We start from the raw sequence: 26272 nt of genomic DNA, 5'->3' as shown, positions 1-26272 counted from the left end.
TCGCTGGCGTTGCCGTAACCGGTAAAGGCTGCCGCCCCGGTATACGTCAGGCGCTCAACGTTGGCCGCCATGGAGAAAGTGGCGTAGCTGGTACGGATCTCGTCGTTCCCCCCACCCACCTGCTCGATGATCGTGCCGCCAGAACCGTTGATGATGTAGACATCATCACCCGCCCCCCCGTCAAGGGTCACGGTGCTCAGGTCAACGTTGAACGTGTCGTTGAACCCCGTACCAATGACCTTTTCGATGTTGACCAGGGTGTCGCCTTGCGCGTCACCACCAACTCCGGGGAGCCCACCGCCGGTACGAATATCAACGTTCACAGCAGCAGCCGACGTCGAATAGTCCACGGTATCGGTACCGGTGCCGCCATCCAGCTTGTCCGCACCGGCACTCCCTTTGATCACATCATTGCCACCCAAGGCATAGATCTCATCATCCCCACTGGTACCTGTCAGCGTATCCACGCCGTTTGTCCCGTTTATCACTGCCATTGCGACTTCTTCCTTGCCATGTTGTTGAACCAGATACCTACAGAAAACGGCGCCCGACGAGCGTCGTCACATCCTCATTTCAATAAATGTTTATCCCGATGCTTCGGCAGATCCAACTCGAACTGGAGAAGAAAAATCACCTTGAAATAAAACAAAAACAGGCGACATAAAGTCGCCTGTTTTCAAGGGATGGGTCGAAACCAATCAGTCCGGCAACCAGCCCCACAACCAGTGATTCAGGTTGTCGCCACGCAACATGAAATCGCGGTGCACCGCCTCCTTCAGCTCATCACCCATGCGGTAGCTGGCGTCCGGGTCGGCCAGGTGCATGCGGATCGCCTGCAGCCATTCGTCGGTGCTGTTGCTATAGACCTTGGTGCACGGCAAGTGGCCGCGATAGGCCTCGGTATCGGTGCAGATCACCGGGTAACCACAGGCACCATATTCCAGCAGGCGCAGGTTGCTTTTGCAGTCGTTGAAGATGTGGAACTCCAACGGTGCCAGCGCCAGGTCGAGGTTCAGGCTCGCCAGTTTGAACGGGTAGCCCTGCAAGCCGATGGTGGAGTGAAACTCGTGAACATACGGGCGCAAAGCGTCGGGACACATGCCGAAGAACACCCACTCGACTTCGTTCGCCAGTTCGCGCACAACCTCGGCAATGATCTCCAGGTCACCGGTGTGGCTGGTGCCCCCACCCCAGCCGACACGCGGTTTGCTGGAGGTGCGACGACGACTGGTGAGCGTCGCCCATGGGGCCGGCGACAGCATGTTCGGCACCACGCGGATCTCGCTGTGCATGCTCGACAAGGCATCGGCCAGCGGTTGAGTGGTAACCACTACCCGGTCGCACAGGCCAATGCCTTCACGCAGCAATTGCTCGGTGTTGACCGGTTTGTTGCGGGCGTGGGTGTTTTTCTTCGGCGCACTGATGATGTAGTCGTCGAGTTCGAAAATCCGTAGTGCACTGGAATACTTTTTCATCCGCAAAATGTCGCCCGCGGCGCCTTCGCTGTAACGCCCTTGCAAGATGATCGTGTCCGGAGACAGACGCTCGATCTCCACGGTCGACGGCGACTCGTAGGCCACCCGCGCGATCACGCGCCCGGCCGCTTCGAGCTCTGCCAGTGGCGCGGTCACTCGGTAGTGGCCGACGGCAGTGCTGTTGACCGGCAGACCGAGAATCAACGGCAAAGCGCGAGAACAGAACGGATTCCAGTTATTGCGCAGCGACGGCTCCAGGCTGAAACTGGAAATCCCGAGACTCAGCGCCGGGCTGTAGGCCGGATCCTTGGCGATCGTCGGCAACCATTTGCGATAGAAAGCTTCCTGTTCAAGCTCGCGCAACGCCAGTGTCGAAGGCTGTGCCGGCGATACCTCATGCGGCATCCACACCACACTGGCGTAAGGCGTCCAGACCACTAGGTAGCCGTCCTTGTTCGCCCGCAAACACAAGTCGACATCGCTGAGGCCTTGGGTAAAGGTCGCCTCATCGAACTGCTCGAGGTCATCGAACACTTGCTTGCGCACCATCAGGCAGTGATTGCTCACCGCACTCCAGTTCTGCGTCACGTGCAAACGCTGCATGTAACCGCGAGAACCGGCTGCCTCACCATAAAACGGTGAACCAACCGGCCCCGCCAGGCCAAGAATCAACCCGGCACTGACGATCGAACCCTCGGGACTGAGGATGCGGGCACCGACCACACCCACTTCGGGACGCTGGGCGTGATTGAGCAACTCATCCAGCCAATCGCTGTCACAGATTACGGTCTGCGCACTGAGGAGCAACAAGTACTCGCCATGGGCCAGGCTCGCGGCGAAATTGCGGATCGCCGCGTCGTTGGCGTCACCGGCGTAACGCAACACCCGCAGCATCGCCGCGCCCAGTTGCGCCATGGCGGCCAGCCAGTCAAGCATCGCCGGGTCGTCAGTGCCGCTGTCGACGATCAGGATTTCGTATTGGGTGTAAGCCGTGCGCTCGATCAAGCTTTCAATGCAACGCTGCAACGCGTGCAGAGAATCGCCGGTCTGGATGATGATCGACACCAGCGGACGCGCTGCATGGCGATAGTCGATGCGGTTGATCAACGGCAATGCTTCCTGCCGGATCGCGTGCGCCACAGCAATACGATCCAGGTGTGCGCCGACCATGCCGGCGTTGCTCTCGATCACTTCGGGCAACGACAACCAGTTGGCGAAGGTCTGGCTCGACTCCACCTGAATCTCGGCAATGTGTTCGATGGTCTGCGGCCCGGCCTCTTCCACCAGACGCCATAACAGATCGTGCGGCGCCAGCTCACCGTGAGTCGGATCGAAACCGCCCAGAGCCATGAAGCGTTGACGTTCGAAGGCCAGGGTTCGGCCGACATAGGGATAGGCGCGCATCAGGTCGAGGTTGAAATCGGGTTTGAACACCGGGTCGGTCGAGTCGCCATCGACCAACGCGCCCTCGTCGCTGTAGGCACAAAGGATGCCCGGCGAACCCGCAATGCGTTCTGCCAGGACCAGCAGAGCCGACTCGCGCAAGGTGTCGCCGGCCCGCAGCAGGCAGAACCAGTGAGCGCCTTCCAGCTGCGGCACCACCGCGTTGAGCTGTTGCGCCCAATCCGCCTGGAACGGCAACTGCACCACGCGATCGTCGGCGACGCGGGATGCATCGGAGAGCGCCAATATCGCTTGCGGCGTGTAAAGCTGACGACTGATGCTTTGCAATGTAGTGTTCAGCGCAGCACTGTCGGCGCCACTATCAATCACGATCGGCACGATCTGCGGACGAAACGTCCAGCTGTCGATGCGTTGTGGCAACAGCCGCTGCTCGACATCGGAGAACCTGCGGATCGCCAGCCATTCGCGATAAAAATCGGAGTAGCTTTCGCTCTCCCCACCCACCCGGCCATTCACCACCGTGTTACGGTTGCCCAGAATGCGCACCACGCACAACTCTTCCCAGGCGTGGGGCTGCTCGGCGATTTTGTTCAGGTCGATGTAGCGCACCCAACCCGACGCCGGAGCCGACTCACCGCTGCGCGCCGCCAGCATCTGCGAAAGCCAGTTCCACTCCACAACGGCAGCCTTGACCATCTCCGGGGTTTTGCTCAACCGCTCAGGGTACAAGCGTTCGGTGCTCAGTACAGTGTTCAGGGACACCAGGTTACCGCGACGCATCAAGCACACAAACAAAGCGAAATCGAGCATGGCAACGAAACCGGCGCCTTCCTGAATCAGGGCCGGCAACAGCTCCAGCACATCGGCGCGACGCATCAGGGTCGAACTGAAGTTGCCGAGGAAATTCTTCGGTGTGCCTTCGAAGATCGCCAGCATGTCATCGCCTTTGAGCAATGCATCGTTCGGCGAGAACCGGCAGTTGTCGACCCGCGGCGGCAGGATGAAATTACCGGCATCGCTGAGCATCCGCAGGGCAAACACCACATTCACATCCGCGTGGTCGATCAACACCTGCGCCTGCAATGCAACGCTCGGTGCAAACAGGCGGTCGTCATCGCACAGCACTTTGATCAATTCGCCACGGGCTTCTTCTACGCAGCGCAGCACATTTTTCTGCAACCCCAGACGTTGCGGATTACGCAGGTAGCGAATTGGGTGAGACGGCTCGACGAAGGCATCGGCAATGTCGCGGATCTCGTCGCCGGGCGAATCGTCACAGATGACGATTTCGACGTGCTCGTAGGTCTGGGCGAGTGCACTTTCCAATGCCTGACTGAAGAAGCGCGGGTTGAAGGCAGGGATAACGATGCTGACGAGGGGGCGTTGATTCACGGCGGGAAACTCTCGAGCGGCGGGCCTCTACCCTTTCAGGCAGAGGCCCTGGAACCGCTTAGAAAAAGACGGTTGGCAGCTCGACGGGCGCTGACTCAGACCTTGTTGAACAGGCCCAGCTGAGCAATCTTGCTAAAGGCCAGTTGCGAGGCCTGCAACATGGTTTGTTGCAAGGTCAGACGGGTCATTACTTCAGCCGGATCGGAATCGCGGATCGACGATTGGGTCTGGGCATTGGCCAGCTTCAGGCTCTGGTTGGTATCGCTCTGGGTCTCCAGGGCAGCACCGCGCCCACCGACAGAACTCAAAGCACTGGACAACTGATCGGTGCCGCTGGCCAGGTTGGCAATACCCGAAGCCAGTGACGCTTGCAGTTTCTGAGTGGCGATCGGGTTGCCGTTGGTTGGTGTATTCAGCGCGGTTTTCAACTGGCTCACGGTGTCCAGAATGTTCTGGGTTTCGTGAGTGTTGACTTCGACGCTGAACTGATCGTTGGTAGCCGGCGTACCGGCCAAGGTGAAGCTCACACCCGATGCAGTGGCGACGCTGCCGGCCATCGTACCGGTAGACACTGGCCTGCTGCTGGCCGTCAAAGGCGCTGCGTACAGTTCAAAAGCGGTGGCACTGGTGAATTTCAGGATCGCCGAACCGTTAGGAAAACTGGCGTGGTAAGCCACCGGGTTGGTGATACTGCTGGCGGTGACCTGCGCCGTCGAAGGGTTGCCCGGGCTACCGGTTGCGGTGAAGGTGTCCGGTTTGGCCGCCAGGGTAAAGGTGTGACCAGGCAGCACGGTAGCCGCCGTATCACCGGCGCTCAGATTGATGTTCAGAGTCAGCTCGACGCCGCGGAAAGTGACGGCCTGGCCCACCTTGCTGGCAGGATCGAATGCACCGCCCTGGCTGGCTTCGGCGGTGACGTCGTTGCCGAGCGAATCAGTGATTTTCAGCTGGGTGCCGCTGACGAAGTCCACGGTATACGGCTCGCCACTGCGGAACTTGCTGTTGTAGGTAACGCCCGACGACACCTGGCCATTGGACAGGGTCACGCGACCATCATCCACCGCCGGCGCGGTCATGGTGACCTGGCTGCGGCTGGTGTTGATCGCCTGCTGGAACGCATCCCAACCGGTGCTGTTTGTGGCCATCGACATGGTGTCGCCAATCGCCAGGTCCAGCGTCACCTGGTCACCGTTGTAGCTGTAGGTTCCGTCGTTGTTACGCGTGAACGGCACGGTATCGCCCTTGGAGCCGGCGAAGATGTATTTGCCGTTCTCGTCCTTGCTGTTCATCAGGCTCAGCAATTGCTCTTCGATCTGCCCCAGCTCCGAGGCATTGGCCTGACGGTCGGCATCCGTGTACCCGGCGTTACCGGCGCTGACGGCCAGTTCCTTGGCGCGCTGCAATACGTTGCCGATGCTGGTCATCACCGCTTCGGTGGTCCCCAGGGTCGCCTTGATAGTGGTGGCGTTGGCCTCGTATTGATCAAGCATCGAAGCCTGCTGACCCAATTGCAGCAGACGCGAAGCGCCGACCGGATCATCCGCCGCGGTATTCACGCGAACCAGGCTGCTGGCCTCTTCGCTGCTCTTGACCACGTTGGAAAAGTTCTTCTGATAGTTGGCAGCAGAGGACTCGTAAAACTGGGCGGTAGAAATGCGCATGGGCTACGACTCCTTAAAGACTGTTGATCAGTGTGCTGAAGATTTCCTGCGCAGCCTTGATGATCTGCGAAGACGCGGTGTAGTACTGCTGATACTTGACCAGGTTGCCGGTTTCCTCATCGAGGTCGACACCGGACAACGAGTCGCGAGCGCCCTTGGCGTTGGCCAGAATCGCCTCAGTGGCGGCGCTGTCGAGCTTGCCTTGCGCAGCTTTGGCGCCGACGCCTTCGACCAATTTGCCGTAGGCGTCGGTCAAGGAAATGCCTTTACTGGCCGAACCGGTATCCACGGTCTGCTTGGTCTGCAGGCCGGCCAGTGTAGTGCCGTTGCGGTTGTCCAGCGTGCCTGGCTGGCTGAGCGATACGTTGATCGCGGTGCCGTTACCTGGCGAACCGGCCACAGTCATGTCAAACGACACAGTGCGCTGCACGATGGGCGGTCCCGGATCATTGATCGCGGCACCGGTGCCGTCGACCAGCGGAATGGTCAGGCTCAGCGTATTGTTCTGGCCCGGCACGATGGTGCCGCTGCTGAGCGAGTTGCCTTGGGCATCGAGCATTTGATAAGTCTGAGTCGTACCACCGGCCGCACCAAATACGATTTTGACCGGCGTCGAAGTCTTCAGGCCGTTCTGGATCGTGGTGGTGGTCGCCGTGTCGTAGATATCGAACTTGGTGGTCAGGGTCGGTTGGCCGCTGGCCGGAATCGTCAATGTGCCGCTGCCGCCCGCAGCAATTGCCGCGCCCAACGGTGCCGCGATGGCCAGACGTTTGGAGTCGGTCATCTCGGTCTTGATGTTGGTCGCTGCGTTGCGGGTCGGGGTGATCTTGAACGTGTCGCCGGCGGCTGCGGTGCCACCGGAAAGTGTCATGGAGAAGCCATCGATCACCGGAGGTGGCGTGGTCAGCGTGCTGAACGCGCCCATGGCGGTGCCTTCAGGCAGACGCTGCACGGTGTAGTTGGTGGCGCTGGTGAAGGTGACCTTGTAATCGTTGATGGTCAGCTTGCCGCTGTCCTCGATGCTCACGTCGAAGTTGCCTGAGCCGGCGCTATTGCCGACCGTGGCAACGCTGCGCTGAGCCATTTGCGCGGCAGTGTTGATGCTGTTGAACAGGTTCGAACCGAAGTCACCGTTCTTGTCGATGCCCTGGGCCTGGACGGTGTTCATCTGATCGGCGACGACCAGCGCCACACGCCCCAACTCGTTCATGGCCGGGTCCAGCACGGTGCTGCGATAACGCAGCAAGCCGCCCATTTCCCCACCGGTCATCACCGAGGTGATGTCGATGGTGCTCGAACCACGATTGAGCTGAATGGCCGAACGCGACGGATCGTCTTTGCTCGGCACCACTTCCAGCTTGCTGGCGGTGCTGCCCATGACCAGCGGCTGACCGCTGCCCAGGTAAATGTCGAGGTTACCGTCACGCTCGAGCACTTGCGCACCGGTGAAGGTGGACAACTGGCGCACGGTCTCGTTGCGCGCGTCGAGCAAGTCGTTGGGCTGGCCGCCGGCGTTGGAAACTTCGGAGATCTTCTGGTTCAACTGGGCCACGGTGGCCGCCAGTTTGTTGACCTGATCGGCCATGTCCGCCAGGTTGCCGTTGATGTTCGCGTTCTGCGTGGTCAACTGGCTGGAGATCGAGTTGAACCGGTTGCTCAGGGCTTGCGCATCGCTGAGCAGCAGTTGGCGGGAAGCATCGTCGCCGGGTTTGGCGTTGACGTTCTGTACCGAGGCGAAGAACTTGGTCAGGGCGCCATTAAGGCCAGTGCCGCTGTCCGACAGCAACGCATCGAGCGGGCTGATCTGCCCGGCGTAGGCCGCCGAGTCACTGTTGAGCGAGGTAGTGGTTTGCAGTTGCGCATCGAGGTAGCTGTTGTACACCCGACGCACATCAGCCAGGGTTGTACCGGTGCCGATGTAGACATTGCCGAACTGATTCGAGGCCTTGCTGCCCTGCACGGTTTGCTGACGCGAGTAGCCTGCGGTGTCGGCGTTGGCAATGTTGTTACCGGTAACCATCAACGCGCTTTGGCCAGCGGATAAACCCGACATCCCGATGTTGAGCAAACTCATGATTCAAACCTTATGCCTTGTGCCTATAAAGGCGTAGTGGAAGCGCCCGCCGCAGCGTAGTTTTGGTAACTCGTCATCTGCTTGGCTATCTGCGAAATCTTGCTTGCGTAATCCGGGTCGGTTGCATACCCGGCTTTTTGCAACTCGCGTACAAACTGTTCTGGGTTATCGGCCGACTTCAGCACATCTTGATAGCGATTGTTGCTTTGCAGCAGCGTCACAAGGTCATGGAAGCTGTCCTTGTAAGAGGCGTAGGAACGGAACTCGGCCGTCTCCTTGACCATCTGGCCATTTCTGAATTCGCTGGTGATCGCCCGCGCCGAATCGCCCTTCCAGTTACCGCTGGCCTTGATCCCGAACAGGTTGTGGCTACTGCTGCCATCCTGGGCGCGCATGACCGATTTACCCCAACCGGTTTCCAGGGCGGCCTGAGCCACCAGATAACGCGGATCGACACCGATACGGTCGGCGGCTTCTTTGGCCATCGGCAGCATGGTGTTGACGAATTCGTCGGCGGAGCTGAAGGCTTTTTTCGCCGGTGCCAGGGGGATTTGAGCCATGGCACGCCCATAAATCTGCAGGCGCCCACTGGAGGTCGTATCCGTTTGCGAAGCCAGCCAGTCGCCGTTGTACAGCGGGCCGGAACCGGCCGTGGTGCTCGGCGGCACCTGGATTTTGTTCTGCGCTGCGGAGGCGGTCGTCGCCGTGGTCGATGCAGATGGCACCAACCCTGCGAGCAAACGGTCGGCCAGTTTCGGTGGCAGTGCCAGACGTCGCTGATTGATCAGCGCCATGTCGTTGCGGTGTGCGCCCTCGCCCGCGCCTGCCGGCACCTTCACCGCGCGCGACGCCCACAATGGGCGCTCGCCGTTGAGGCGCGACAGCGGCCCGTTGGTCGCGACCGTACCGGCGGCAATCGGTGTTTCCACGGCGGCCTTCGCGGCGGCTTGCTTGGCGGCAGACGCTGCCGCGGCCTCGCCCGGCGCCAACGGTTTGTTCTTCGACATCTGGCGCATCAGCACGTCAGCCAAGCCGATACCGCCGCCTTCGCGGGACAGGGAAACGGCCAACTGCTGGTCGTACATTTCCTGGTATTGCTTGGCCGCCGGCGTGTTGAGCGGATTGTCCTGGCCCAGCGCTTCGGTGGCCGAGCGCATGGACTTGAGCATTTCACCGAGGAACAGCGACTCGAATTCCTGCGCCACTTTGCGCATGTTCGCATCGCTGTTCTTGTCGCCGACCTTGAGCTGATTCAAACGATTCAGGTCCGAGTAGGAACCCGAATCACTGCTGCTGACCAGACCGCTTTTGCGCATATCCATGATCGCCGTCCTCAGATCACGATCAGGTCGGCTTGCAACGCGCCGGCCTGTTTCAGCGCTTCGAGGATCGCCATCAAGTCACCCGGCGCCGCGCCGACCTGGTTCACCGCACGAACGATTTCGTCGAGGGTGGTGCCCGGGCCGAACTTGAACATCGGCTTGGCTTCTTGCTGAGCGTTGACCCGCGAGCGCGGCACGACCGCCGTCTGCCCGTTGGACAGAGGGCCGGGCTGGCTGACGATCGGGTCTTCGGTGATGGTTACGGTCAGGCTGCCGTGGGTCACGGCGGCCGGGGAAACCTTGACGTTCTGGCCAATCACGATAGTGCCGGTGCGCGAGTTGATGATAACTTTCGCCACCGCCTGACCCGGATCGACTTCGAGGTTTTCGAGGATCGACAAATAGTCGACCCGCTGGCTCGGATCGAGTGGCGCGGTCACGCGGATCGAGCCACCGTCGATGGCCTGAGCAACGCCAGGACCAAGCATGTCGTTGATCTTGTCGACGATGCGCTTGGCCGTGGTGAAGTCCGAACGGTTGAGGTTCAGGGTCAGGCTGTTGCCCTGATTGAAACCGCTCGGCACTGCACGCTCGACCGACGCACCGCCGGGGATGCGACCGGCCGACGGAACGTTGACGGTGATCTTCGAACCGTCACGACCTTCGGCATCGAAACCGCCGACCACCAGGTTGCCCTGAGCGACGGCGTAGACGTTGCCATCGATACCTTTGAGCGGCGTCAACAGCAAGGTGCCGCCGCGCAGGCTCTTGGAGTTACCGATGGACGCTACGGTGATATCTATCTGCTGACCCGGCTTGGCGAACGCTGGCAAATCGGCGCTGATCGACACGGCCGCGACGTTCTTCAATTGCACGTTGCCGGAACCTGCCGGCACCTTGATGCCGAATTGCGAGAGCATGTTGTTGAAGGTCTGCAGAGTGAACGGGGTCTGGGTCGTCTGGTCACCGGTGCCGTTAAGCCCGACCACCAGGCCATAGCCGATCAATTGGTTGGAACGCACGCCGGAAATACTGGCGATGTCCTTCAGCCGTTCGGCTTGAGCATCGAAGGCCGCCGTCAGCAACAGGACGCCCACCATAAGGCTTTTCAGATTCAACGTAGCCACCTAGAAAGGGAACAGCGGGCTGAGGAAGAAACGGTCGAACCAGCCTGGCTGACTCGCATCGGCAAACGCACCGGTGCCCGAATAGGTGATACGTGCATCGGCGACGCGGGTCGACGACACGGTGTTATCGGTGGCGATGTCATCGGCACGAACAAGGCCGGCAATCCGTACCAGTTCATCACCGGTGTTGAGTGTCAGCCACTTCTCGCCGCGCACAGCGATGATGCCGTTGGGCAACACGTCGGCAACGGTCACAGTGATCGAACCGGTCAGGCTGTTGCTTTGGCCGGTCTTGCTGTCGCCTTTGCTTGCGCGATCAGCTTTGTAGCCGGCGTTCAGGCTCAAGTCGTTACCACCGATCGGGTTGTTGGTGGTCAGGCTGGAGCCGAACAACGAGGTCAGGCCGACGCTGGTGTCGCTGGTCTTGTCGATCTGCGAGTTGGCGTTCTTGCTCGCCTGGGTACGCTCGTTCAGGGTGATGGTGATGATGTCACCGACCCGGAACGCCTTGCGGTCGCTGTACAGGTTCTGTTCGAAACCGGCCTGGTAGATCGAGCCGTTATTGGCGGCAGCCGGCAGCGGCGTGCGCGGCAACACCGGGGCGTAGTAAGGGTCATTGGGCTTGGGCGTCGGACCGACGCACCCCGCCAGCGCGGCGACCCCACTCAGTGCCAGAACAGATACAAAGCGATTCATGACCCTACCTCACGGTGTTGCAGGCGACCTCATGGCCGCCTCATAGACTTGATTACAGATTCTGCGTTACGAACGAGAGCATCTGGTCGGCGGTGGAGATCACTTTGGAGTTCATCTCGTAGGCGCGCTGAGTGGTGATCATGTTGACCATCTCTTCAACGGTGCTGACGTTGGACGTTTCCAGAGTGTTCTGCAGCGTGGTGCCAAAACCGGCAAGGCCCGGGGTGCCGACTTGCGGCGCGCCACTGGCAGCGGTTTCCAGGAACAGGTTGTTGCCCACGGCTTGCAGACCAGCCGGGTTGATGAAGTCGGCGGTTTGCAGGTTGCCGATCACTTGGGCGGCCGGGCTGCCGGCAACAGTGATGGACACGGTGCCGTCACGGCCAACGGTGAACGTCTGGGCGTTGTTCGGAATGACAATGGCCGGCTCCAGGGCAAAGCCGCTGGCGTTGACGATCTGGCCGTTGGAATCCAGGTGGAAGGTACCGTCACGGGTGTAGGACGTGGTGCCATCGGGCTGCAGAATCTGGAAGAAACCGCGACCATCGATGGCCATGTCCAACGGCTGCTCGGTGGTTTGCAGGCTGCCGGCAGTGAAGTTTTTCTGGGTGCCGACGATGCGCACACCGGTACCCACTTGCAGACCCGACGGCAGTTCGCTGTCCTGGGTCGACTGGGCGCCTGGCTGGCGTTTGATCTGATACAGCAAGTCCTGGAACTCGGCGCGGTCACGTTTGAAACCCGTGGTCGATACGTTCGCCAGGTTGTTGGAAATGGTGGTGAGGTTGGTGTCCTGGGCGGACAGACCTGTTTTGGCAACCCATAGAGCCGGAAGCATTCGATTCTCCTCGTGCGCCTGTTTTACGGCGCGACGTTCTGATAATTAGCTGATCTGCAAGACCCGAGCCATGGCCTGGTCATCGTCTTTGGCGGTGTTCATCATCTTGATGTGCAGCTCGAACTGCTTGGCCAGCGCCAGTACCGAAGTCATTTCTTCCACGGCATTGACGTTGCTCGACTCGAGGAACCCGGACACCAGTTTGACGCCGGCATCGGCTTGCGCCGGCTTGCCGTCCTTGGTGTGGATCGAACCATCCAGGCCTTTGGTCATGTTCTTGAAGTCCGGGTTGACCAGCTTGATGCGGTCGACTTCGGCCATCACACGCGGGCCTTCGCCCATCGCGCGGATGCTGACGGTGCCGTCTTCGCCGACTTCGATCTGCTGCTCGGGCGGCACGGCAATCGGCCCGCCATTGCCCATCACCGGCATGCCGTTGCCGGCGCGCAGTACACCCAGCGCGTCGACATTCAGGCTGCCGGTGCGCACGTAGCTTTCACCGCCATCGGGGTTTTGCACGGCGATCCAGCCGTTGCCTTGCACCGCGACATCGAGGTCGCGACCGGTTTGCACCAGTGCGCCCGGGGAGAAGTCGGTGGCCGGACGTTCGCTCATGGCAAACGCACGCGCCGGAAAGCTGTCACCAAACACCGGCATCGAACGGGCCTGCTCCAGGTCCTTCTGAAAACCATTGGTAGAGATGTTCGCCAGGTTGTTGGCATGAGCCTTCTGCGCCAGTGCATTCTGGCTGGCGCCGGTCATTGCCACATAAAGGTACTTGTCCACACTCTTTCCTCTGCATGCCGGACGTTTGCCGCCCACCGCTGTACTGCTGAGCCATAAGCAATTTGCAGACCAACTTTTTTCTGGCGGCGCCAGGCCCGGCAAACAAAGGACTTGAGGGGTTTAGAGGGGATTGGGGGAATGTATCGAAGACGAAAAACCGGCGGTGTTATGCCGCCAAGAGGCAAGGATCAGCCTGGACGCTGATCGTTCCCCTGTGGCGAGGGAGCTTGCTCCCGCTCGGGCGCGAAGCGGCCGCAAAACCTGCCTGCGCGATCTGCCTGCAATAATTCGGTTGATCGTTCCCACGCTCCGCGTGGGAATGCCTCAATGGACGCTCCGCGTCCGCTTATGGGACGCAGAGCGTCCCGGGCTGCATTCCCACGCAGAGCGTGGGAACGATCAGTCAGCCGGGCTCTTTGCCGACCTCATACTCGCGCAACTTATTGGCAATGGTGGTATGGGAAACCCCCAACCGCTTGCCCAGTTGCCGACTGCTCGGGTGCTCGGAATACAAGCGTTCCAGCACGGCTTTCTCGAAGCGCCCGACAATCTCGTCCAGCCCGCCCTCGAGGGAGAAATCGCCAAGCGGCTGACGCACGCCGTAGTCCGGCAGACGAATGTGCTCGGCTTTGACGGTGCCACCCTCACACAGGGAGACCGCCTGAAACAGCACGTTTTCCAACTGCCGCACGTTACCCGGCCAGTGATAATGACCGAGCCGCTCCATCGCCGCCGGTGCCAGTTTCGGCAGCGGGCAACCGATCTGTCGACTGGCCTGATCGAGGAAGTGCTCCACCAGCGGTGCTAGTCCGTCGAGGCATTCGCGCAGTGGCGGGATGTGCAGCGAGAGCACGTTCAAGCGGTGGTACAAGTCCTGACGAAATTCACCGCGAGCACACAGCTCGGACAAGTCCACCTGAGTCGCGCAGATTACCCGCACATCCAGATAAACCTCTTCATCGCTGCCGACACGACGGAAGCAACCGTCCTGCAGAAAGCGCAGCAATTTCACCTGCAAGCGCGGGCTCATTTCGCCGACGCCATCGAGAAACAACGTGCCGCCCGCGGTCAGCTCCAGGAGCCCGAGCTTGCCTTCGGCCCGCGCCCCTTCAAAGGCGCCGGGGCCGTAGCCGAACAATTCGGTCTCGGCCATGGACTCCGGCAGGCCGGCGCAGTTGAGCGCCATCAGCGGCGACTGCCCACGCGGGCTCGCCAGGTGACAGGCCCGCGCCAACAACTCTTTGCCGGTGCCGGTTTCGCCTTCGATCAATAGCGGGGCATCCAGTGGTGCCATGCGCCGCGCTTCGCGAACCACCGCCGCCATCACTTTCGAGCTTTGGAAAATGCTGTCGAAGCCGCGCAACTCCTGCTTGCGCACGTTATAGATGCGCTCACCCACCCGATCCGCGCGGTGCAGCGTCAACACCGCCCCGGCCATGGCTTCGCTTTCGTCATGCTCCGATTGCAGCGGCGCGATGTCGGCAAGAAACACGTCACCCTTGACCTTCACCCGCAAGCCGTTGATCCGCGACTTGTTGGCGCGCACCAGTTCCGGCAAATCGAAGTCTTCGGCATACCGCGACAGCGGAATCCCCGGCACCTCATCCACCCGCACCCCGAGCAACTGCGCCGCCGCACGGTTGGCCGCGACGATGGAGCCGCCCATGTCGATCGACAGCACCGGAAACTCCAGGGCGCCGAGCAAGGCATTGAGTTCCATGTGCCGACGCTCGCTGGGCATCAGCCCTACACGCTTGACGCCGAATACCCCGCCAATCGCCTCGAACTTCGGCCGCAACGCCTGGAACTGAATGTTGATCAGGTTCGGACAGTGCAGATAGATCGCATTGCCATGCTCACCGCCCACTTCGCCGCGAGCGACGTTGATCCCGTACTCGACCAACAGGTTGAGAATGTCGCGCAGGATACCGATGCGGTTCTGGCAGTGAACTTTGATACGCATATAAAGGCCCGTAACAGGGGTGATCGAGGCCCGACGCAAGGAAATTTCTGCGCGAACGCCAAGTTAGTCGTCAAGATTATGTGACACCCGCGATCCATTTCAAACACGGAAATATCAATACTTACGCCACAGCAGCAAAACCGTAACGAATACTTTACGAAAAGCATGGACTTTTCCTACACAAGGCGCGGATCACCTGCTGCAAAGTCGCACACCTTGGCGTATCTCTAATTCCAGAGCAGGACATAAAACAAGAACGTATCCCCTAGCAGGAGAGCAGTATGAAGCAGACGCAATACGTGGCTCGCGAGCCCGATGCGCAAGGTTTTATCGACTACCCCGCTGAAGAACACGCGGTGTGGAATACGCTGATCACTCGCCAACTGAAAGTGGTCGAGGGTCGTGCGTGCCAGGAATACCTGGACGGTATCGAAAAACTCGGTCTGCCCCACGACCGCATTCCGCAACTCGGCGAAATCAACAAAGTCCTCGGTGAAACCACCGGCTGGCAAGTTGCCCGAGTGCCCGCGCTGATTCCCTTCCAGACCTTTTTCGAATTGCTGGCGAACAAGCAGTTTCCGGTAGCGACCTTTATTCGTACCCGCGAAGAGCTGGATTACCTGCAAGAGCCGGACATTTTCCACGAGATCTTCGGCCACTGCCCGCTGCTGACCAACCCCTGGTTCGCCGAATTCACCCGCACCTACGGCAAACTCGGCCTACAGGCTTCCAAGGAAGAACGCGTGTACCTGGCGCGCCTGTACTGGATGACCATCGAGTTCGGCCTGGTCGATACGCCGCAAGGCCTGCGCATCTATGGCGGCGGCATTCTGTCCTCGCCGAAAGAAACTGTTTACGCCCTGTCGGACGCACCTGAGCATCAGGCCTTCGACCCGCTGGAATGCATGCGCACGCCGTACCGCATCGACATTCTGCAACCGCTGTACTTTGTCCTGCCGAACCTCAAGCGCCTGTTCGATCTGGCCCACGAAGACATCATGGGCATGGTCAAACAAGGCATGCAGCTTGGGTTGCACGCACCGAAATTTCCGCCAAAAGCTGCGTGACCCGCGCCTTTTGGCATCAAGTGAGTCTGTTACGGATCGCCGCTTTGCTTTAGCGTGGTCCCACTGACGACCGTTTTTCAAAACACTCGATTTCAGGAACACATCATGTCCACATTGAACCAAGCCCATTGCGAAGCCTGCCGCGCCGATGCCCCTCAGGTCAGCGACGAAGAACTGCCGATCCTGATCAAGCAGATCCCTGACTGGAACATCGAAGTCCGCGACAGCGTGATGCAGCTGGAAAAAGTTTTCCTGTTCAAAAACTTCAAGCACGCGCTGGCGTTCACCAATGCCGTTGGCGAAATCTCCGAGGCCGAAGGTCACCACCCGGGCCTGTTGACCGAGTGGGGCAAAGTCACCGTGACCTGGTGGAGCCACTCCATCAAGGGCCTGCACCGCAACGACTTCATCATGGCCGCGCGCACTGACGAAGTGGCTAAAGACGCCGAGGGCCGCAAATAATGCATTTCGACGCCATCGGCCGAGTACCCGGCGACCCGATTCTCGGCCTGATGGAGGCCTATGCGCAGGACCCCAACCCGCGCAAATTCGACTTGGGTGTGGGGGTATATAAAGACGCCCAGGGCCTGACGCCCATCCTTGAAGCGGTGAAGCTTGCCGAGCAGCGCCTGGTGGATCGCCAGGCCACCAAGACTTACATCGGCGGCCACGGCGATGCAGCGTTCGGCAAAGTCATCAATGAGCTTGTGCTGGGTGCCGATTCGGCGCTGATCGCCGAGCAACGGGCCGGCGCCACTCAAACACCGGGCGGCACCGGCGCGCTGCGCTTGAGCGCCGACTTCATCGCCCAATGCCTGCCGGGCCGTGGCGTGTGGCTGAGCAGTCCGACCTGGCCGATCCACGAAACCATTTTCGCGACGGCCGGGGTCAAGGTCAGTCACTACCCGTACGTGGGCAGCGATAACCGCCTCGATGTCGAAGCGATGCTCGCGGTGCTCAATCAAGCACCGAAGGGCGATGTGGTGCTGCTACACGCCTGCTGCCACAACCCGACCGGTTTCGACCTGTCCCATGACGATTGGCGCCGAGTGCTGGACGTGGTGCGCAGTCGCGACTTGCTGCCGCTGATCGACTTCGCCTATCAGGGCTTCGGCGATGGCCTGGAGCAAGATGCCTGGTCGACCCGGCTGTTCGCCGCCGAGTTGCCGGAAGTGCTGATCACCAGTTCCTGCTCGAAGAACTTCGGCCTGTACCGCGACCGCACCGGTGCGCTGATTGTCTGCGCACAAACCGCCGACAAGCTGGTGGACATCCGCAGCCAACTGGCCAACATCGCCCGCAACCTGTGGTCGACACCGCCGGATCACGGCGCTGCCGTGGTCGCGACCATCCTTGGCGATCCAGAGCTGAAAAGCCGCTGGGCCGACGAAGTGGAAGCCATGCGTTTGCGCATCGCCCAGCTGCGCAGCGGTCTGGTCGAAGCGCTTGAACCCCACGGCTTGCGCGAGCGGTTTGCGCACATTGGCGTGCAACGCGGGATGTTTTCCTACACCGGTTTGTCGCCGGAGCAGGTCAAGCAACTGCGCGAGCATCACAGCGTGTACATGGTCAGCTCGGGCCGGGCGAACGTGGCGGGGATTGATGCGACGCGCCTGGATCTGCTGGCCGAGGCCATCGCTGACGTCTGCAAGTAACCCCTCCCACTGATTGTTCCCACGCTCCGCGTGGGAATGCCTCATTGGACGCTCTGCGTCCGCTGTTGGGACGCGGAGCGTCCCGGGCTGCGTTCCCACGCAGAGCGTGGGAACGATCAATCAACCCGCTCCTACACACACCTGTCTAGACAACCCCATCCGTCGTAACAAATGGATATAAAGTCTATTTGTCATTTTTCCTGCTGTATCCTGCCCAGGCTTTTTTAAAAGCGCGGATCTACCAGATCTATCAACAGACTTAGCGAGGAGCGCGAAACATGCACGAGATCCCTAATCTCCCCTTCCCAAGCCTGCACGAAACTGAGCAGACAACCACGCAACAAGCCGGCGCCCAACAGCCCGAGCCGAAAGAAGCACCTGAACGCCGTCAGGCCGACAGAGAAGACTGATACACCTGCAATGCCAGACCGTGTGGAAAGCGCTAACATGCGCTTTCCACACTGCCTGAACCGCGAGCCCGCACCATGAGCGATGATTTCACTGAAGCCCAGGCCAGCGTCCTGATCGGCACCGCCGAGAAGATGATCGAGATCTGGAATCGCCTTTCCCCCGAGAAACAAGCCGCCTTGCTGGCCCGCTTCGGCAGCGAAGAAAATGCCCTGGCCGCCCTGGTCACGACGCAACTGGTCGCCCCCGCAAAATCCTGACTCATCCCGTTCGGCAAATAGTTTTACTTTTTCACGCCCCGCGACCGTCCACGCCGCTATCATAAGCAGCCTATCTATTCCCGCTGCCCCGTGGACCTTTTACCCATGTCAAAAACCCAGCGCCCCCTGGCGGTCACGCTGCAAGTCGTTTCCATCGTCCTGTTCACTTTCATCGGTTACCTCAATATCGGTATTCCCCTGGCCGTATTGCCCGGCTACGTCCACAGCGACCTCGGCTTCGGCGCGGTGATCGCCGGGCTGGTGATCAGCGTGCAATACCTGGCCACCCTGCTCAGCCGGCCTTACGCCGGGCGCATCATCGATAACAAGGGCAGCAAACTGGCGGTGATGTATGGCCTCGCCGGCTGTGGTTTGAGCGGTGTGTTCATGCTAATTTCGGCCTGGACGCAAAGCCTGCCGATGCTGAGTTTGATCAGCCTGTTGATCGGGCGCCTGATACTCGGCAGCGCAGAAAGCCTGGTCGGCTCCGGGTCGATCGGCTGGGGCATCGGTCGGGTCGGCGCGGCGAACACCGCCAAGGTCATCTCCTGGAACGGCATCGCCAGTTACGGCGCGTTGGCGGTCGGCGCACCGCTGGGGGTGCTGCTGGTGAGTCAATTGGGTTTGTGGAGCATGGGCGTGAGCATCGTGCTGCTGGCCGTGCTGGGCGTGGCGCTGGCCTGGCCGAAAACCGCGGCGCCGATTGTCGCCGGTGAACGTTTGCCGTTCATGCATGTGCTGGGACGGGTGTTCCCTCATGGCTGCGGCCTGGCACTGGGCTCCATCGGCTTTGGCACCATCGCGACCTTCATCACTCTGTATTACGCCACTCAGCATTGGTCTAACGCGGTGCTGTCCCTGAGTTTGTTCGGCGCCAGTTTCATTGGCGCACGGTTGCTGTTCGGCAACCTGATCAACCGCCTCGGCGGCTTTCGCGTGGCGATTGCCTGCCTCTCGGTGGAAACCCTCGGGCTGTTGCTGCTGTGGCTGGCGCCGGATGCTCATTGGGCACTGGCCGGCGCGGCGCTGAGTGGTTTCGGCTTTTCGCTGGTGTTCCCGGCATTGGGCGTGGAAGCGGTCAATCTGGTGCCGGCCTCCAGCCGTGGCGCAGCAGTTGGGGCCTATTCGCTGTTTATCGATTTGTCACTGGGAATTACCGGCCCGCTGGCGGGTGCGATTGCTGCAGGATTCGGGTTTGCCTCGATCTTCCTGTTCGCCGCCTTCGCCGCTTTGAGCGGATTGATGCTGAGCGTTTACTTGTACCGGCAGGCGCCAAAGCACCTTAATGAAAAGCACCGGGAAGAAAGAGAAGCGCGTTAAAAGTCGACCTTTCCGCGCCCGGCCTTGATGCTGCCGCGCTTGGTCTTGGATTCGAGCCGACGCTTTTTCGAGCCCAGAGTCGGCTTGGTCGGGCGGCGTTTCTTTTCCACTTTGGTGGCGCTGAGGATCAACTCGGTCAGACGCTCCAGCGCATCGGCGCGGTTCTGCTCCTGCGTGCGGTATTGCTGGGCCTTGATGATCAGCACCCCTTCGCTGGTGATGCGACTGTCGCGCAACGCCAGCAGCCTCTCCTTGTAGAACTCGGGCAGGGACGAGGCCGGAATGTCGAAGCGCAAGTGCACGGCACTGGAGACCTTGTTGACGTTCTGCCCACCGGCGCCCTGGGCGCGAATGGCCGTCAATTCGATCTCGGCATCCGGCAGATGCACGTTGTTGGAAATCACCAGCATGGAAAAGCGTCCGGGTTCAGAACAAGCAGGATACCGCGAATAGACAGAAGGAATGCGGCCCTTGTGGGAGCGTGGCTTGCCCGCGATGAACGATAACGCGGTATGCCTGATGAACCGCGGCGCCTGAATCGCGGGCAAGCCACGCTCCCACAGGTATTGCATCGCCCACAAAAAACCCGGCACATTGGCCGGGTTTGTTGTTTCTGCGCGTTGCGTTATTTCACCGCAACCTGCAACGCCTGCTGGGCGCTGCGCTTGTTCTTGATGCCGTAGCAGACCCACATGAACGCGACCCACACCGGAATCGCATATACCGAGACCTGGATACCCGGGATCAGCAGCATCACACCGAGGATGAACACCACGAACGCCAGGCAGATGTAGTTGCCGTACGGGTACCACAGGGCCTTGAACAGCGGCGTCTGCCGGGTCTTGTTCATGTGCTGGCGGAACTTGAAGTGCGAGAAGCTGATCATCGCCCAGTTGATCACCAGGGTGGCCACCACCAACGACATCAATAGTTCCAGTGCATGTTGCGGAACCAGGTAGTTCAGCAGCACCGCGACCAGGGTCACGGCGGCCGACGCCAGGATCGAACGCACCGGCACGCCACGCTTGTCGATCTTCGACAAGGCTTTCGGCGCATCGCCCTGCTCGGCCATGCCCAGCAGCATGCGGCTGTTGCAGTAAGTCCCGCTGTTGTACACCGACAGCGCCGCGGTCAGGACCACGAAGTTGAGGATGTGCGCGGCGGTATTGCTGCCGAGCATCGAGAACACCTGCACGAACGGGCTGCCGCTATAGGCATCGCCAGACGCATTCAGTGTCGTCAGCAGGCTGTCCCAAGGGGTCAGCGACAACAGGACCACCAGCGCACCGATGTAGAAAATCAGGATCCGGTAGATCACCTGGTTGATGGCTTTCGGGATCACGGTTTTCGGCTTGTCGGCTTCAGCAGCGGTGAAACCGAGCATCTCCAGGCCACCGAAGGAGAACATGATGATCGCCATGGCCATCACCAGGCCGCTGACACCGTTCGGGAAGAAACCGCCGTGGGACCACAGGTTGGTTACCGAGGCTTGCGGGCCGCCGTGGCCGCTGACCAGCAGATAGCTACCCAGGGCAATCATGCCAACGATCGCCACGACCTTGATGATCGCGAACCAGAACTCGGCCTCGCCGAAGACTTTGACGTTGGCCAGGTTGATCGCGTTGATCAGCACGAAGAACGCGGCAGCCGAGACCCAGGTCGGGATATCCGGCGCCCAGTAGTGGATGTATTTGCCGACCGCGGTCAGCTCCGACATGCCCACCAGGATGTACAGAATCCAGCAGTTCCAGCCCGACAGGAAACCGGCAAAACCGCCCCAGTATTTGTGTGCGAAGTGGCTGAAGGAACCGGCCACCGGCTCTTCGACGATCATTTCGCCCAATTGGCGCATGATCATGAAGGCGATGAAGCCGCAGATGGCGTAGCCGAGAATCATCGACGGGCCGGCGGATTTGAGCACGCCGGCCGAGCCGAGGAACAACCCGGTACCGATCGCGCCACCGAGGGCGATCAGTTGAATATGGCGATTTTTCAGGCCGCGTTTCAGCTCGCCTGAATGCGAGTTTTGTCCACTCATGAAAAGGGTCTCACGCAAGGTTTGATGATGTTCAGTAGACGTTGCTGCTCGGTTGCGATTTCAAGCAGCGCCGATCAAACCCCAGCGCAGGCACCAGGAGTTCAGCGTTTTTACGACAGTCATGCGTCACCTGTTTGTTTTTATCTGTGACGAAATCGAACCCGACACGCTCGTGACGCGGCGGAGTGAACAAGGCGGATAGCCTTGAGGTTTGCGCTGTTGCGCAGAGGGTCACAGTTAAAACGCGGCGCATTGTACACCTGTAACCCCCTGCTGCCAGACATCGCTGGATCAGCGCGTCGGTTGCCGGGATTGCCTGTGTCCGCCTCGAAGGTCTCGGGCGGCTGCAAAAATTGAGTCAGACCTTTGCAGGTCTTCGACGGGGGCAGCGGAAAAATCGCCCCACGGAGAGAGATGGAGATGAGTCACGGCGTTCATTGCGCCTCCTTCTTGTTATGCACCTGCACGACAGGCATGGGGCGCATCTCACCTTTCAATCGAGGCTGAGACAAGCGCGCCAGAGCCCTTGAACAGCACCATCGCGGCGGCGGACGGCAGGTTTTCCTTACAGCCCTTTCCTCAGCGGCATTCCACGGGGTTTGGGGGCGCTTTTCGTAAGGATTTATTTACAGTGCGTAACGCAAGTTTTCCAAATCAGATCCAGAGACCCGCTGACTGTAAATTGACGATAGGAAGCTTCCTAAGGAGTTTTCTAACTTAGTTTTCTGTTTTTTATTAAGAAATTTACTTTCTACAAAATGGAATAATTAGTTCAAATGAAAATTGTTTAATTATTTTTTTGCATTTCAAAAACCTGTGAACTAGGTTTTCAGCGACTTGCCGAGCCGCATCGACCGGCAAGTTGACGCGCTCTTCAATGAATGAAAAACGCGCCGCTGTTCTTACCGAAAAAGTCATTCAGGAGATTCACCATGCAAGCACTGGACAAAGACTTGGACACTGAACTGCAACTGGACGATTGGTTTGAAGCACCGACCCATGAAGCCGCCGTTGAAATGATGCAAGCCGACGCGGTTGTTCCGTTCGGCACGGCGATGTGGCCTCTGTAAGACATCCCGGCGGGCATGATCCGGCCGGTCGTGCCCGCCACTTACCAGGTTTGTCAGGGAGGACTCCATGGATAAGCAGCGTGCCATTTCGCATTTCCTTTACTACCTCGAACATCACCCTGCCGTTGCCGGCATCAACCCGGCGAAGGTCTTGCTCGGCCATACCGCTGACTACGAGGCGCTGACCGGCGCCATTGCCGAACAGGCCGGCAACAGCCCACGGTTCAGCTTCAGCGCGATGCGCCTGGACCTCGAACCCACCGAATTGCTGGCCAAGGCGATTGTCGACAGCGATCTGTACATTTTCTTCTACGACTCTTCCACCCTGCCCAACCCGCGTCCCGACGGCCCGGACTTTGTCCGCGCGCTGCAAGGCGTGATGGCGGAAAACTGGAAGAAGTCGCTGCTGTTCAAGGATTACGGCGATTACTTCTACGACACGTTCAGTGTCACCCCGCAGCGGATTGCCGGGTTGAACAGCCACTTGATCCAGCGCATGTCCCAGGCCACCACTTTAAGTTTCAAAGATGATCTCGGCTCGTGGTTCGAAACACCGTTGAGCAGTATCAAGAAGTGGACCGATATCAATGGTGTCGGCAACTTCGACCTGGCACCCGGCGAAATTGCCACCCATAGCGAGGCGATTAATGGCCGAGTGAAGTTCATGGGGACGTTCCTCAGCACGATTCCGTTTGCCCGCAAGTACGGCGTACTCGAATCACCGCTGGAGTTGTGGATCGAGAACTCGACCATCAGCAAAATCGCCACTGATGTGCCGGGACTGGAACATGACTTCAACAAGTACCTGGACGCCAATCCGTCCAACCGGCGCATCGAGGAGTTGGGGATCGGCACCAACGAAGGCGTGAAAGAGTTGTATGCGCGCAATGCCGGGTTCGAAGAGCGCCATTGCGGCTTGCACTTGGGGTTGGGCGGAGGCGCCAAGGGCAGCCATCATCTGGACCTGATCTTCTCTGGTGGCGTGTTGACACTGGATGATGAGCCGGTGTTTGATGGGCGGTTTGTCTTCTGAGCAACACCGGCCCCTGTGGCGAGGGAGCTTGCTCCCGTTCGGGTGCGCAGCAGCCGCAAAACCTGCCGACGCGGCTTGCCTGACATAACGAGGTGAATGGTTTTGGGGCCGCTTCGCGACCCAGCGGGAGCAAGCTCCCTCGCCACAACTCTACCTACATATTGAGAACCGGTTCTGCCAGGCACAAAAAAACGCCATCCCGAGGGGATGGCGTTTTTTATGCTGCGCTTACCGATTACTCAGGCTTGCGACGACCGAAGCCCGGACGCTGGCCCGAACCGGCTGGCGCACCGCGGCGCTTGCCCGATGGTGCGTCCTTGTCGACCAGAACGATGCCTGGGCGTTTCTTCGGCGCCGGCTTGGCCGGGCGCTTGGTGTCGGCCGGGCGGTCTGCCACCGGCGTACCACGGCCGGCAGGCGCACCGCGATCGCTACGACCACCGGACGGAGCGCCACGGCCTTCGCCACGCTCAGTACGACCGTTGGCCGGACGTGGCGTGCGTGGACCGCGCTCGCCGTCCTGCCGTGGTGCTGGCTTGCGGGCCGGGCGCTCGCCTTCGATCTGCGGCTCGCGGGATGGACGCGGGCCGGCAGCTGGAGCACCAGCGGCAGGACGCAGGGTCCGTACGCGTTCGGTCTTGCCCACCGGACGGGACGATTTGCGCTGCATACGCTCGAGCTTGTCTTTGCTCTTGGCATTCATTTGCGGCATCGCCACCGGCGTCAGGCCGACTTCAGCACTCAGAATGTCGACTTCTTGCTGGCTCATTTCGCGCCAGCGACCCATCGGCAGGTCGGAGTTGAGGAACACCGGACCGAAACGCACGCGCTTCAGACGGCTGACCACCAGGCCCTGGGATTCCCACAGACGACGAACTTCGCGGTTACGACCTTCCATCACCACGCAGTGGTACCAGTGGTTGAAACCTTCGCCACCTGGTGCCTGCTTGATGTCGGTGAATTTGGCCGGGCCGTCTTCGAGCACCACGCCTGCCTTCAGACGCTCGATCATCTCGTCGTCGACTTCACCACGTACACGGACCGCGTATTCACGGTCCATTTCGTAGGACGGGTGCATCAGGCGGTTGGCCAGCTCACCGTCGGTGGTGAACATCAGCAGACCTGTGGTGTTGATGTCCAGGCGACCGATGTTGATCCAGCGACCTTCTTTCGGGCGCGGCATCTTGTCGAACACGGTCGGACGGCCTTCCGGGTCGTCACGGGTGCAGATTTCACCGTCGGGCTTGTTGTACATGATCACGCGGCGTACCGACTCGGCAGCTTCTTCGCGCTTGATCACCTTGCCATCGATGGTGATGGCGTCATGCAGGTCGACGCGCAGGCCGAGGGTGGCGTCTTTGCCATTGACCTTGATGCGGCCGTGGCTGATCCAGGCTTCTACGTCACGGCGCGAGCCGACGCCGATACGGGCGAGGACTTTCTGCAGTTTTTCGCCTGCTGGGCCGATTTCCTGGTCGTCTTTCTGGTCGTTGATACTCATCTGGGCACCTCCCGGTGTGATCAAGTTCAGGCCTTGGCCTGAAGATGTGAAATCTGGTCGTTTGACGAAGGGATCGTCAAAGGGTCGCGAATCATACGCTCATGGAAGCGTTCGCGCATCAGAGACTAGCTGATCGACCGTCGGTTATTGGTTTTTCCGCCGGCCGGTGGTGGCTGCGATTTTTTGGCGGACTTCAATCCTCGAATTGGCGGCGTTCGGCCTCGATCGCTTCGGCCAGGGCCCGGGCTTCGGCTTCTTCGTCGCTCAGTTCAGGTTCGGGCTTGGGTTGTTCAAGCGCGGCAACCGCGGCCAGCAGTTTCTCGCGAGCCTCGGCGACGCCAAGGATGTCATCCTCAGGCTCTGGTTCCTGCTCATCTTCGACAGCGGCGTCGGGCTCAACCTGAAGCTCAGCGTCGATCTCCGGCTCCGGCGGCTGCAAAACCTCTTCGGTCTCGGTCAACTCGCCATCGCGCAACAAATCGTCGAAATCGGTCTTGAGTCCCTCTTCCATGGTGTCCAGCTCCAGCAACAGCGTGTGGAAGCTGGTTTCTTCCTTGGGCTCTTCCGGCTCGGCGCTGGCATCCGCCAATTCTTGTAACCCGGCCGGCACCGGTGCGTCGTCGAACTCGAGCATCGGCTCGGGTTCCAGCTCGCGCAGCTCGGCCAGCGGCGGCAGGTCGTCGAGGTTCTTCAGGTTGAAGTGATCGAGAAACGCCTTGGTGGTGGCGAACATCGCCGGTTTGCCGGGCACGTCACGGTAACCGACGATGCGGATCCACTCACGCTCCAGCAGGGTTTTGACGATGTGGCTGTTGACCGCCACGCCGCGCACGTCTTCGATCTCGCCCCGGGTGATCGGTTGGCGATAGGCGATCAGGGCCATGGTTTCGAGCATGGCGCGCGAGTAACGCTGCGGCCGTTCTTCCCACAAGCGCCCGACCCACGGCGCGAACTTTTCGCGGATCTGCAGGCGATACCCGGAGGCGACTTCCTTCAGTTCGAAGGCTCGGCCGTCGCAGGATTTGCCCAGAATCGTCAGCGCTTTCTTGAAAACCGCTGGTTCAGGCCGCTCGCCTTCTTCGAAGAGTTCGAACAGGCGCTCAAGCGATTGTGGTTTTCCCGAGGCCAACAGAAAGGCTTCAAGCAGTGGCGCCAGCTCGCGGGGTTCAGTCAGGTTCATGA

Annotated in this window: 22 protein-coding genes; 8 read left to right on the top strand and 14 right to left on the bottom strand. The window is 60.2% G+C overall.

The genetic code is table 11. The features are described from left to right. The 10 genes from AC1RO5_RS24015 to AC1RO5_RS23970 all read right to left on the bottom strand — a co-directional run. Positions 1 to 494 (bottom strand): calcium-binding protein (locus tag AC1RO5_RS24015; RefSeq protein WP_493178011.1); only part of this gene is annotated, 494 nt, incomplete at its 3' end. A 204-nt stretch (positions 495 to 698) separates the two neighbouring features. Beyond that, positions 699 to 4271: a glycosyltransferase gene (locus AC1RO5_RS24010; RefSeq protein ID WP_493178010.1), complete on the bottom strand. Its 3573-nt coding sequence runs from the start codon at positions 4269 to 4271 to the stop codon at positions 699 to 701. A 95-nt stretch (positions 4272 to 4366) separates the two neighbouring features. Beyond that, on the bottom strand, positions 4367 to 5932 hold the full coding sequence (locus AC1RO5_RS24005) for a flagellar hook-associated protein 3 (RefSeq protein WP_493178008.1): 1566 nt from the start codon (positions 5930 to 5932) through the stop codon (positions 4367 to 4369). A 13-nt stretch (positions 5933 to 5945) separates the two neighbouring features. Next, complete coding sequence (gene flgK, locus AC1RO5_RS24000; protein ID WP_493178007.1) at positions 5946 to 8006, bottom strand: flagellar hook-associated protein FlgK; 2061 nt, start codon at positions 8004 to 8006, stop codon at positions 5946 to 5948. A 23-nt stretch (positions 8007 to 8029) separates the two neighbouring features. Continuing rightward, positions 8030 to 9328, bottom strand: coding sequence for a flagellar assembly peptidoglycan hydrolase FlgJ (gene flgJ / locus AC1RO5_RS23995; RefSeq protein ID WP_493178005.1), 1299 nt, complete (start codon positions 9326 to 9328; stop codon positions 8030 to 8032). 11 nt (positions 9329 to 9339) lie between these two features. After that, complete coding sequence (locus AC1RO5_RS23990; RefSeq protein ID WP_493178050.1) at positions 9340 to 10428, bottom strand: flagellar basal body P-ring protein FlgI; 1089 nt, start codon at positions 10426 to 10428, stop codon at positions 9340 to 9342. Positions 10429 to 10455: 27 nt separating this feature from the next. Continuing rightward, a complete protein-coding gene (gene flgH / locus AC1RO5_RS23985; RefSeq protein ID WP_007938561.1) occupies positions 10456 to 11151 on the bottom strand; it encodes a flagellar basal body L-ring protein FlgH in 696 nt (231 codons plus the stop codon). Between the two features lie 52 nt (positions 11152 to 11203). Next, positions 11204 to 11989, bottom strand: coding sequence for a flagellar basal-body rod protein FlgG (gene flgG, locus AC1RO5_RS23980; RefSeq protein ID WP_007938559.1), 786 nt, complete (start codon positions 11987 to 11989; stop codon positions 11204 to 11206). A gap of 45 nt (positions 11990 to 12034) precedes the next feature. Further along, complete coding sequence (locus AC1RO5_RS23975; RefSeq protein WP_019579543.1) at positions 12035 to 12775, bottom strand: flagellar basal body rod protein FlgF; 741 nt, start codon at positions 12773 to 12775, stop codon at positions 12035 to 12037. A gap of 403 nt (positions 12776 to 13178) precedes the next feature. Beyond that, the gene (locus AC1RO5_RS23970) at positions 13179 to 14738 is read right to left on the bottom strand and encodes a sigma-54-dependent transcriptional regulator (RefSeq protein WP_493178003.1); all 1560 of its coding nucleotides are present in this window, start codon (positions 14736 to 14738) and stop codon (positions 13179 to 13181) included. Positions 14739 to 15019: 281 nt separating this feature from the next. Between AC1RO5_RS23970 and phhA the strand changes: the two genes are divergently transcribed. The 6 genes from phhA to AC1RO5_RS23940 all read left to right on the top strand — a co-directional run bounded on the left by phhA (position 15020) and on the right by AC1RO5_RS23940 (position 19448). Next, positions 15020 to 15805: a phenylalanine 4-monooxygenase gene (phhA, locus tag AC1RO5_RS23965; RefSeq protein ID WP_493178002.1), complete on the top strand. Its 786-nt coding sequence runs from the start codon at positions 15020 to 15022 to the stop codon at positions 15803 to 15805. 105 nt (positions 15806 to 15910) lie between these two features. Continuing rightward, entirely contained in the window at positions 15911 to 16267 is a 357-nt protein-coding gene (locus tag AC1RO5_RS23960; RefSeq protein WP_007938547.1) for a 4a-hydroxytetrahydrobiopterin dehydratase, read from the top strand. Further along, positions 16267 to 17460 (top strand): amino acid aminotransferase, encoded by a 1194-nt coding sequence (locus AC1RO5_RS23955; protein WP_493178001.1) that lies wholly within the window; start codon positions 16267 to 16269, stop codon positions 17458 to 17460. Before AC1RO5_RS23960 ends, AC1RO5_RS23955 begins: the two co-directional genes overlap by 1 nt. A 278-nt stretch (positions 17461 to 17738) precedes the next feature. Next, positions 17739 to 17870, top strand: coding sequence for a hypothetical protein (locus AC1RO5_RS23950; protein ID WP_007938543.1), 132 nt, complete (start codon positions 17739 to 17741; stop codon positions 17868 to 17870). A 75-nt stretch (positions 17871 to 17945) separates the two neighbouring features. Next, positions 17946 to 18128 (top strand): hypothetical protein, encoded by a 183-nt coding sequence (locus tag AC1RO5_RS23945; RefSeq protein WP_007938541.1) that lies wholly within the window; start codon positions 17946 to 17948, stop codon positions 18126 to 18128. 105 nt (positions 18129 to 18233) lie between these two features. After that, on the top strand, positions 18234 to 19448 hold the full coding sequence (locus AC1RO5_RS23940) for an MFS transporter (protein ID WP_493178000.1): 1215 nt from the start codon (positions 18234 to 18236) through the stop codon (positions 19446 to 19448). On the opposite strand, the gene arfB is transcribed toward AC1RO5_RS23940, so the two are convergent. Together arfB and AC1RO5_RS23930 are read right to left on the bottom strand one after the other, a co-directional pair. Then, positions 19445 to 19858, bottom strand: coding sequence for an alternative ribosome rescue aminoacyl-tRNA hydrolase ArfB (gene arfB, locus AC1RO5_RS23935; RefSeq protein WP_007938537.1), 414 nt, complete (start codon positions 19856 to 19858; stop codon positions 19445 to 19447). The two genes, AC1RO5_RS23940 and arfB, sit on opposite strands and share 4 nt — an antisense overlap. A 215-nt stretch (positions 19859 to 20073) precedes the next feature. Next, positions 20074 to 21486: an amino acid permease gene (locus tag AC1RO5_RS23930; RefSeq protein ID WP_493177998.1), complete on the bottom strand. Its 1413-nt coding sequence runs from the start codon at positions 21484 to 21486 to the stop codon at positions 20074 to 20076. A 932-nt stretch (positions 21487 to 22418) separates the two neighbouring features. Between AC1RO5_RS23930 and AC1RO5_RS23925 the strand changes: the two genes are divergently transcribed. Together AC1RO5_RS23925 and AC1RO5_RS23920 are read left to right on the top strand one after the other, a co-directional pair. After that, positions 22419 to 22556 (top strand): hypothetical protein, encoded by a 138-nt coding sequence (locus tag AC1RO5_RS23925; protein ID WP_007938535.1) that lies wholly within the window; start codon positions 22419 to 22421, stop codon positions 22554 to 22556. Between the two features lie 67 nt (positions 22557 to 22623). After that, positions 22624 to 23589 carry a M29 family metallopeptidase gene (locus AC1RO5_RS23920; protein WP_493177997.1) on the top strand — a complete coding sequence of 322 codons (966 nt, stop codon included), beginning with the start codon at positions 22624 to 22626 and terminating at the stop codon, positions 23587 to 23589. 235 nt (positions 23590 to 23824) lie between these two features. Here AC1RO5_RS23920 and rluB read toward each other — a convergent pair whose 3' ends face one another. Beyond that, positions 23825 to 25090 (bottom strand): 23S rRNA pseudouridine(2605) synthase RluB, encoded by a 1266-nt coding sequence (rluB, locus tag AC1RO5_RS23915; protein WP_018929938.1) that lies wholly within the window; start codon positions 25088 to 25090, stop codon positions 23825 to 23827. Positions 25091 to 25283: 193 nt separating this feature from the next. Beyond that, positions 25284 to 26270 carry an SMC-Scp complex subunit ScpB gene (gene scpB, locus AC1RO5_RS23910; protein ID WP_493177995.1) on the bottom strand — a complete coding sequence of 329 codons (987 nt, stop codon included), beginning with the start codon at positions 26268 to 26270 and terminating at the stop codon, positions 25284 to 25286. Positions 26271 to 26272 lie beyond the last annotated feature (2 nt).

Source organism: Pseudomonas sp. GW822-FHT02G04 (genome assembly GCF_058802085.1).
This window is presented reverse-complemented; position numbering and strand designations above follow the sequence as displayed.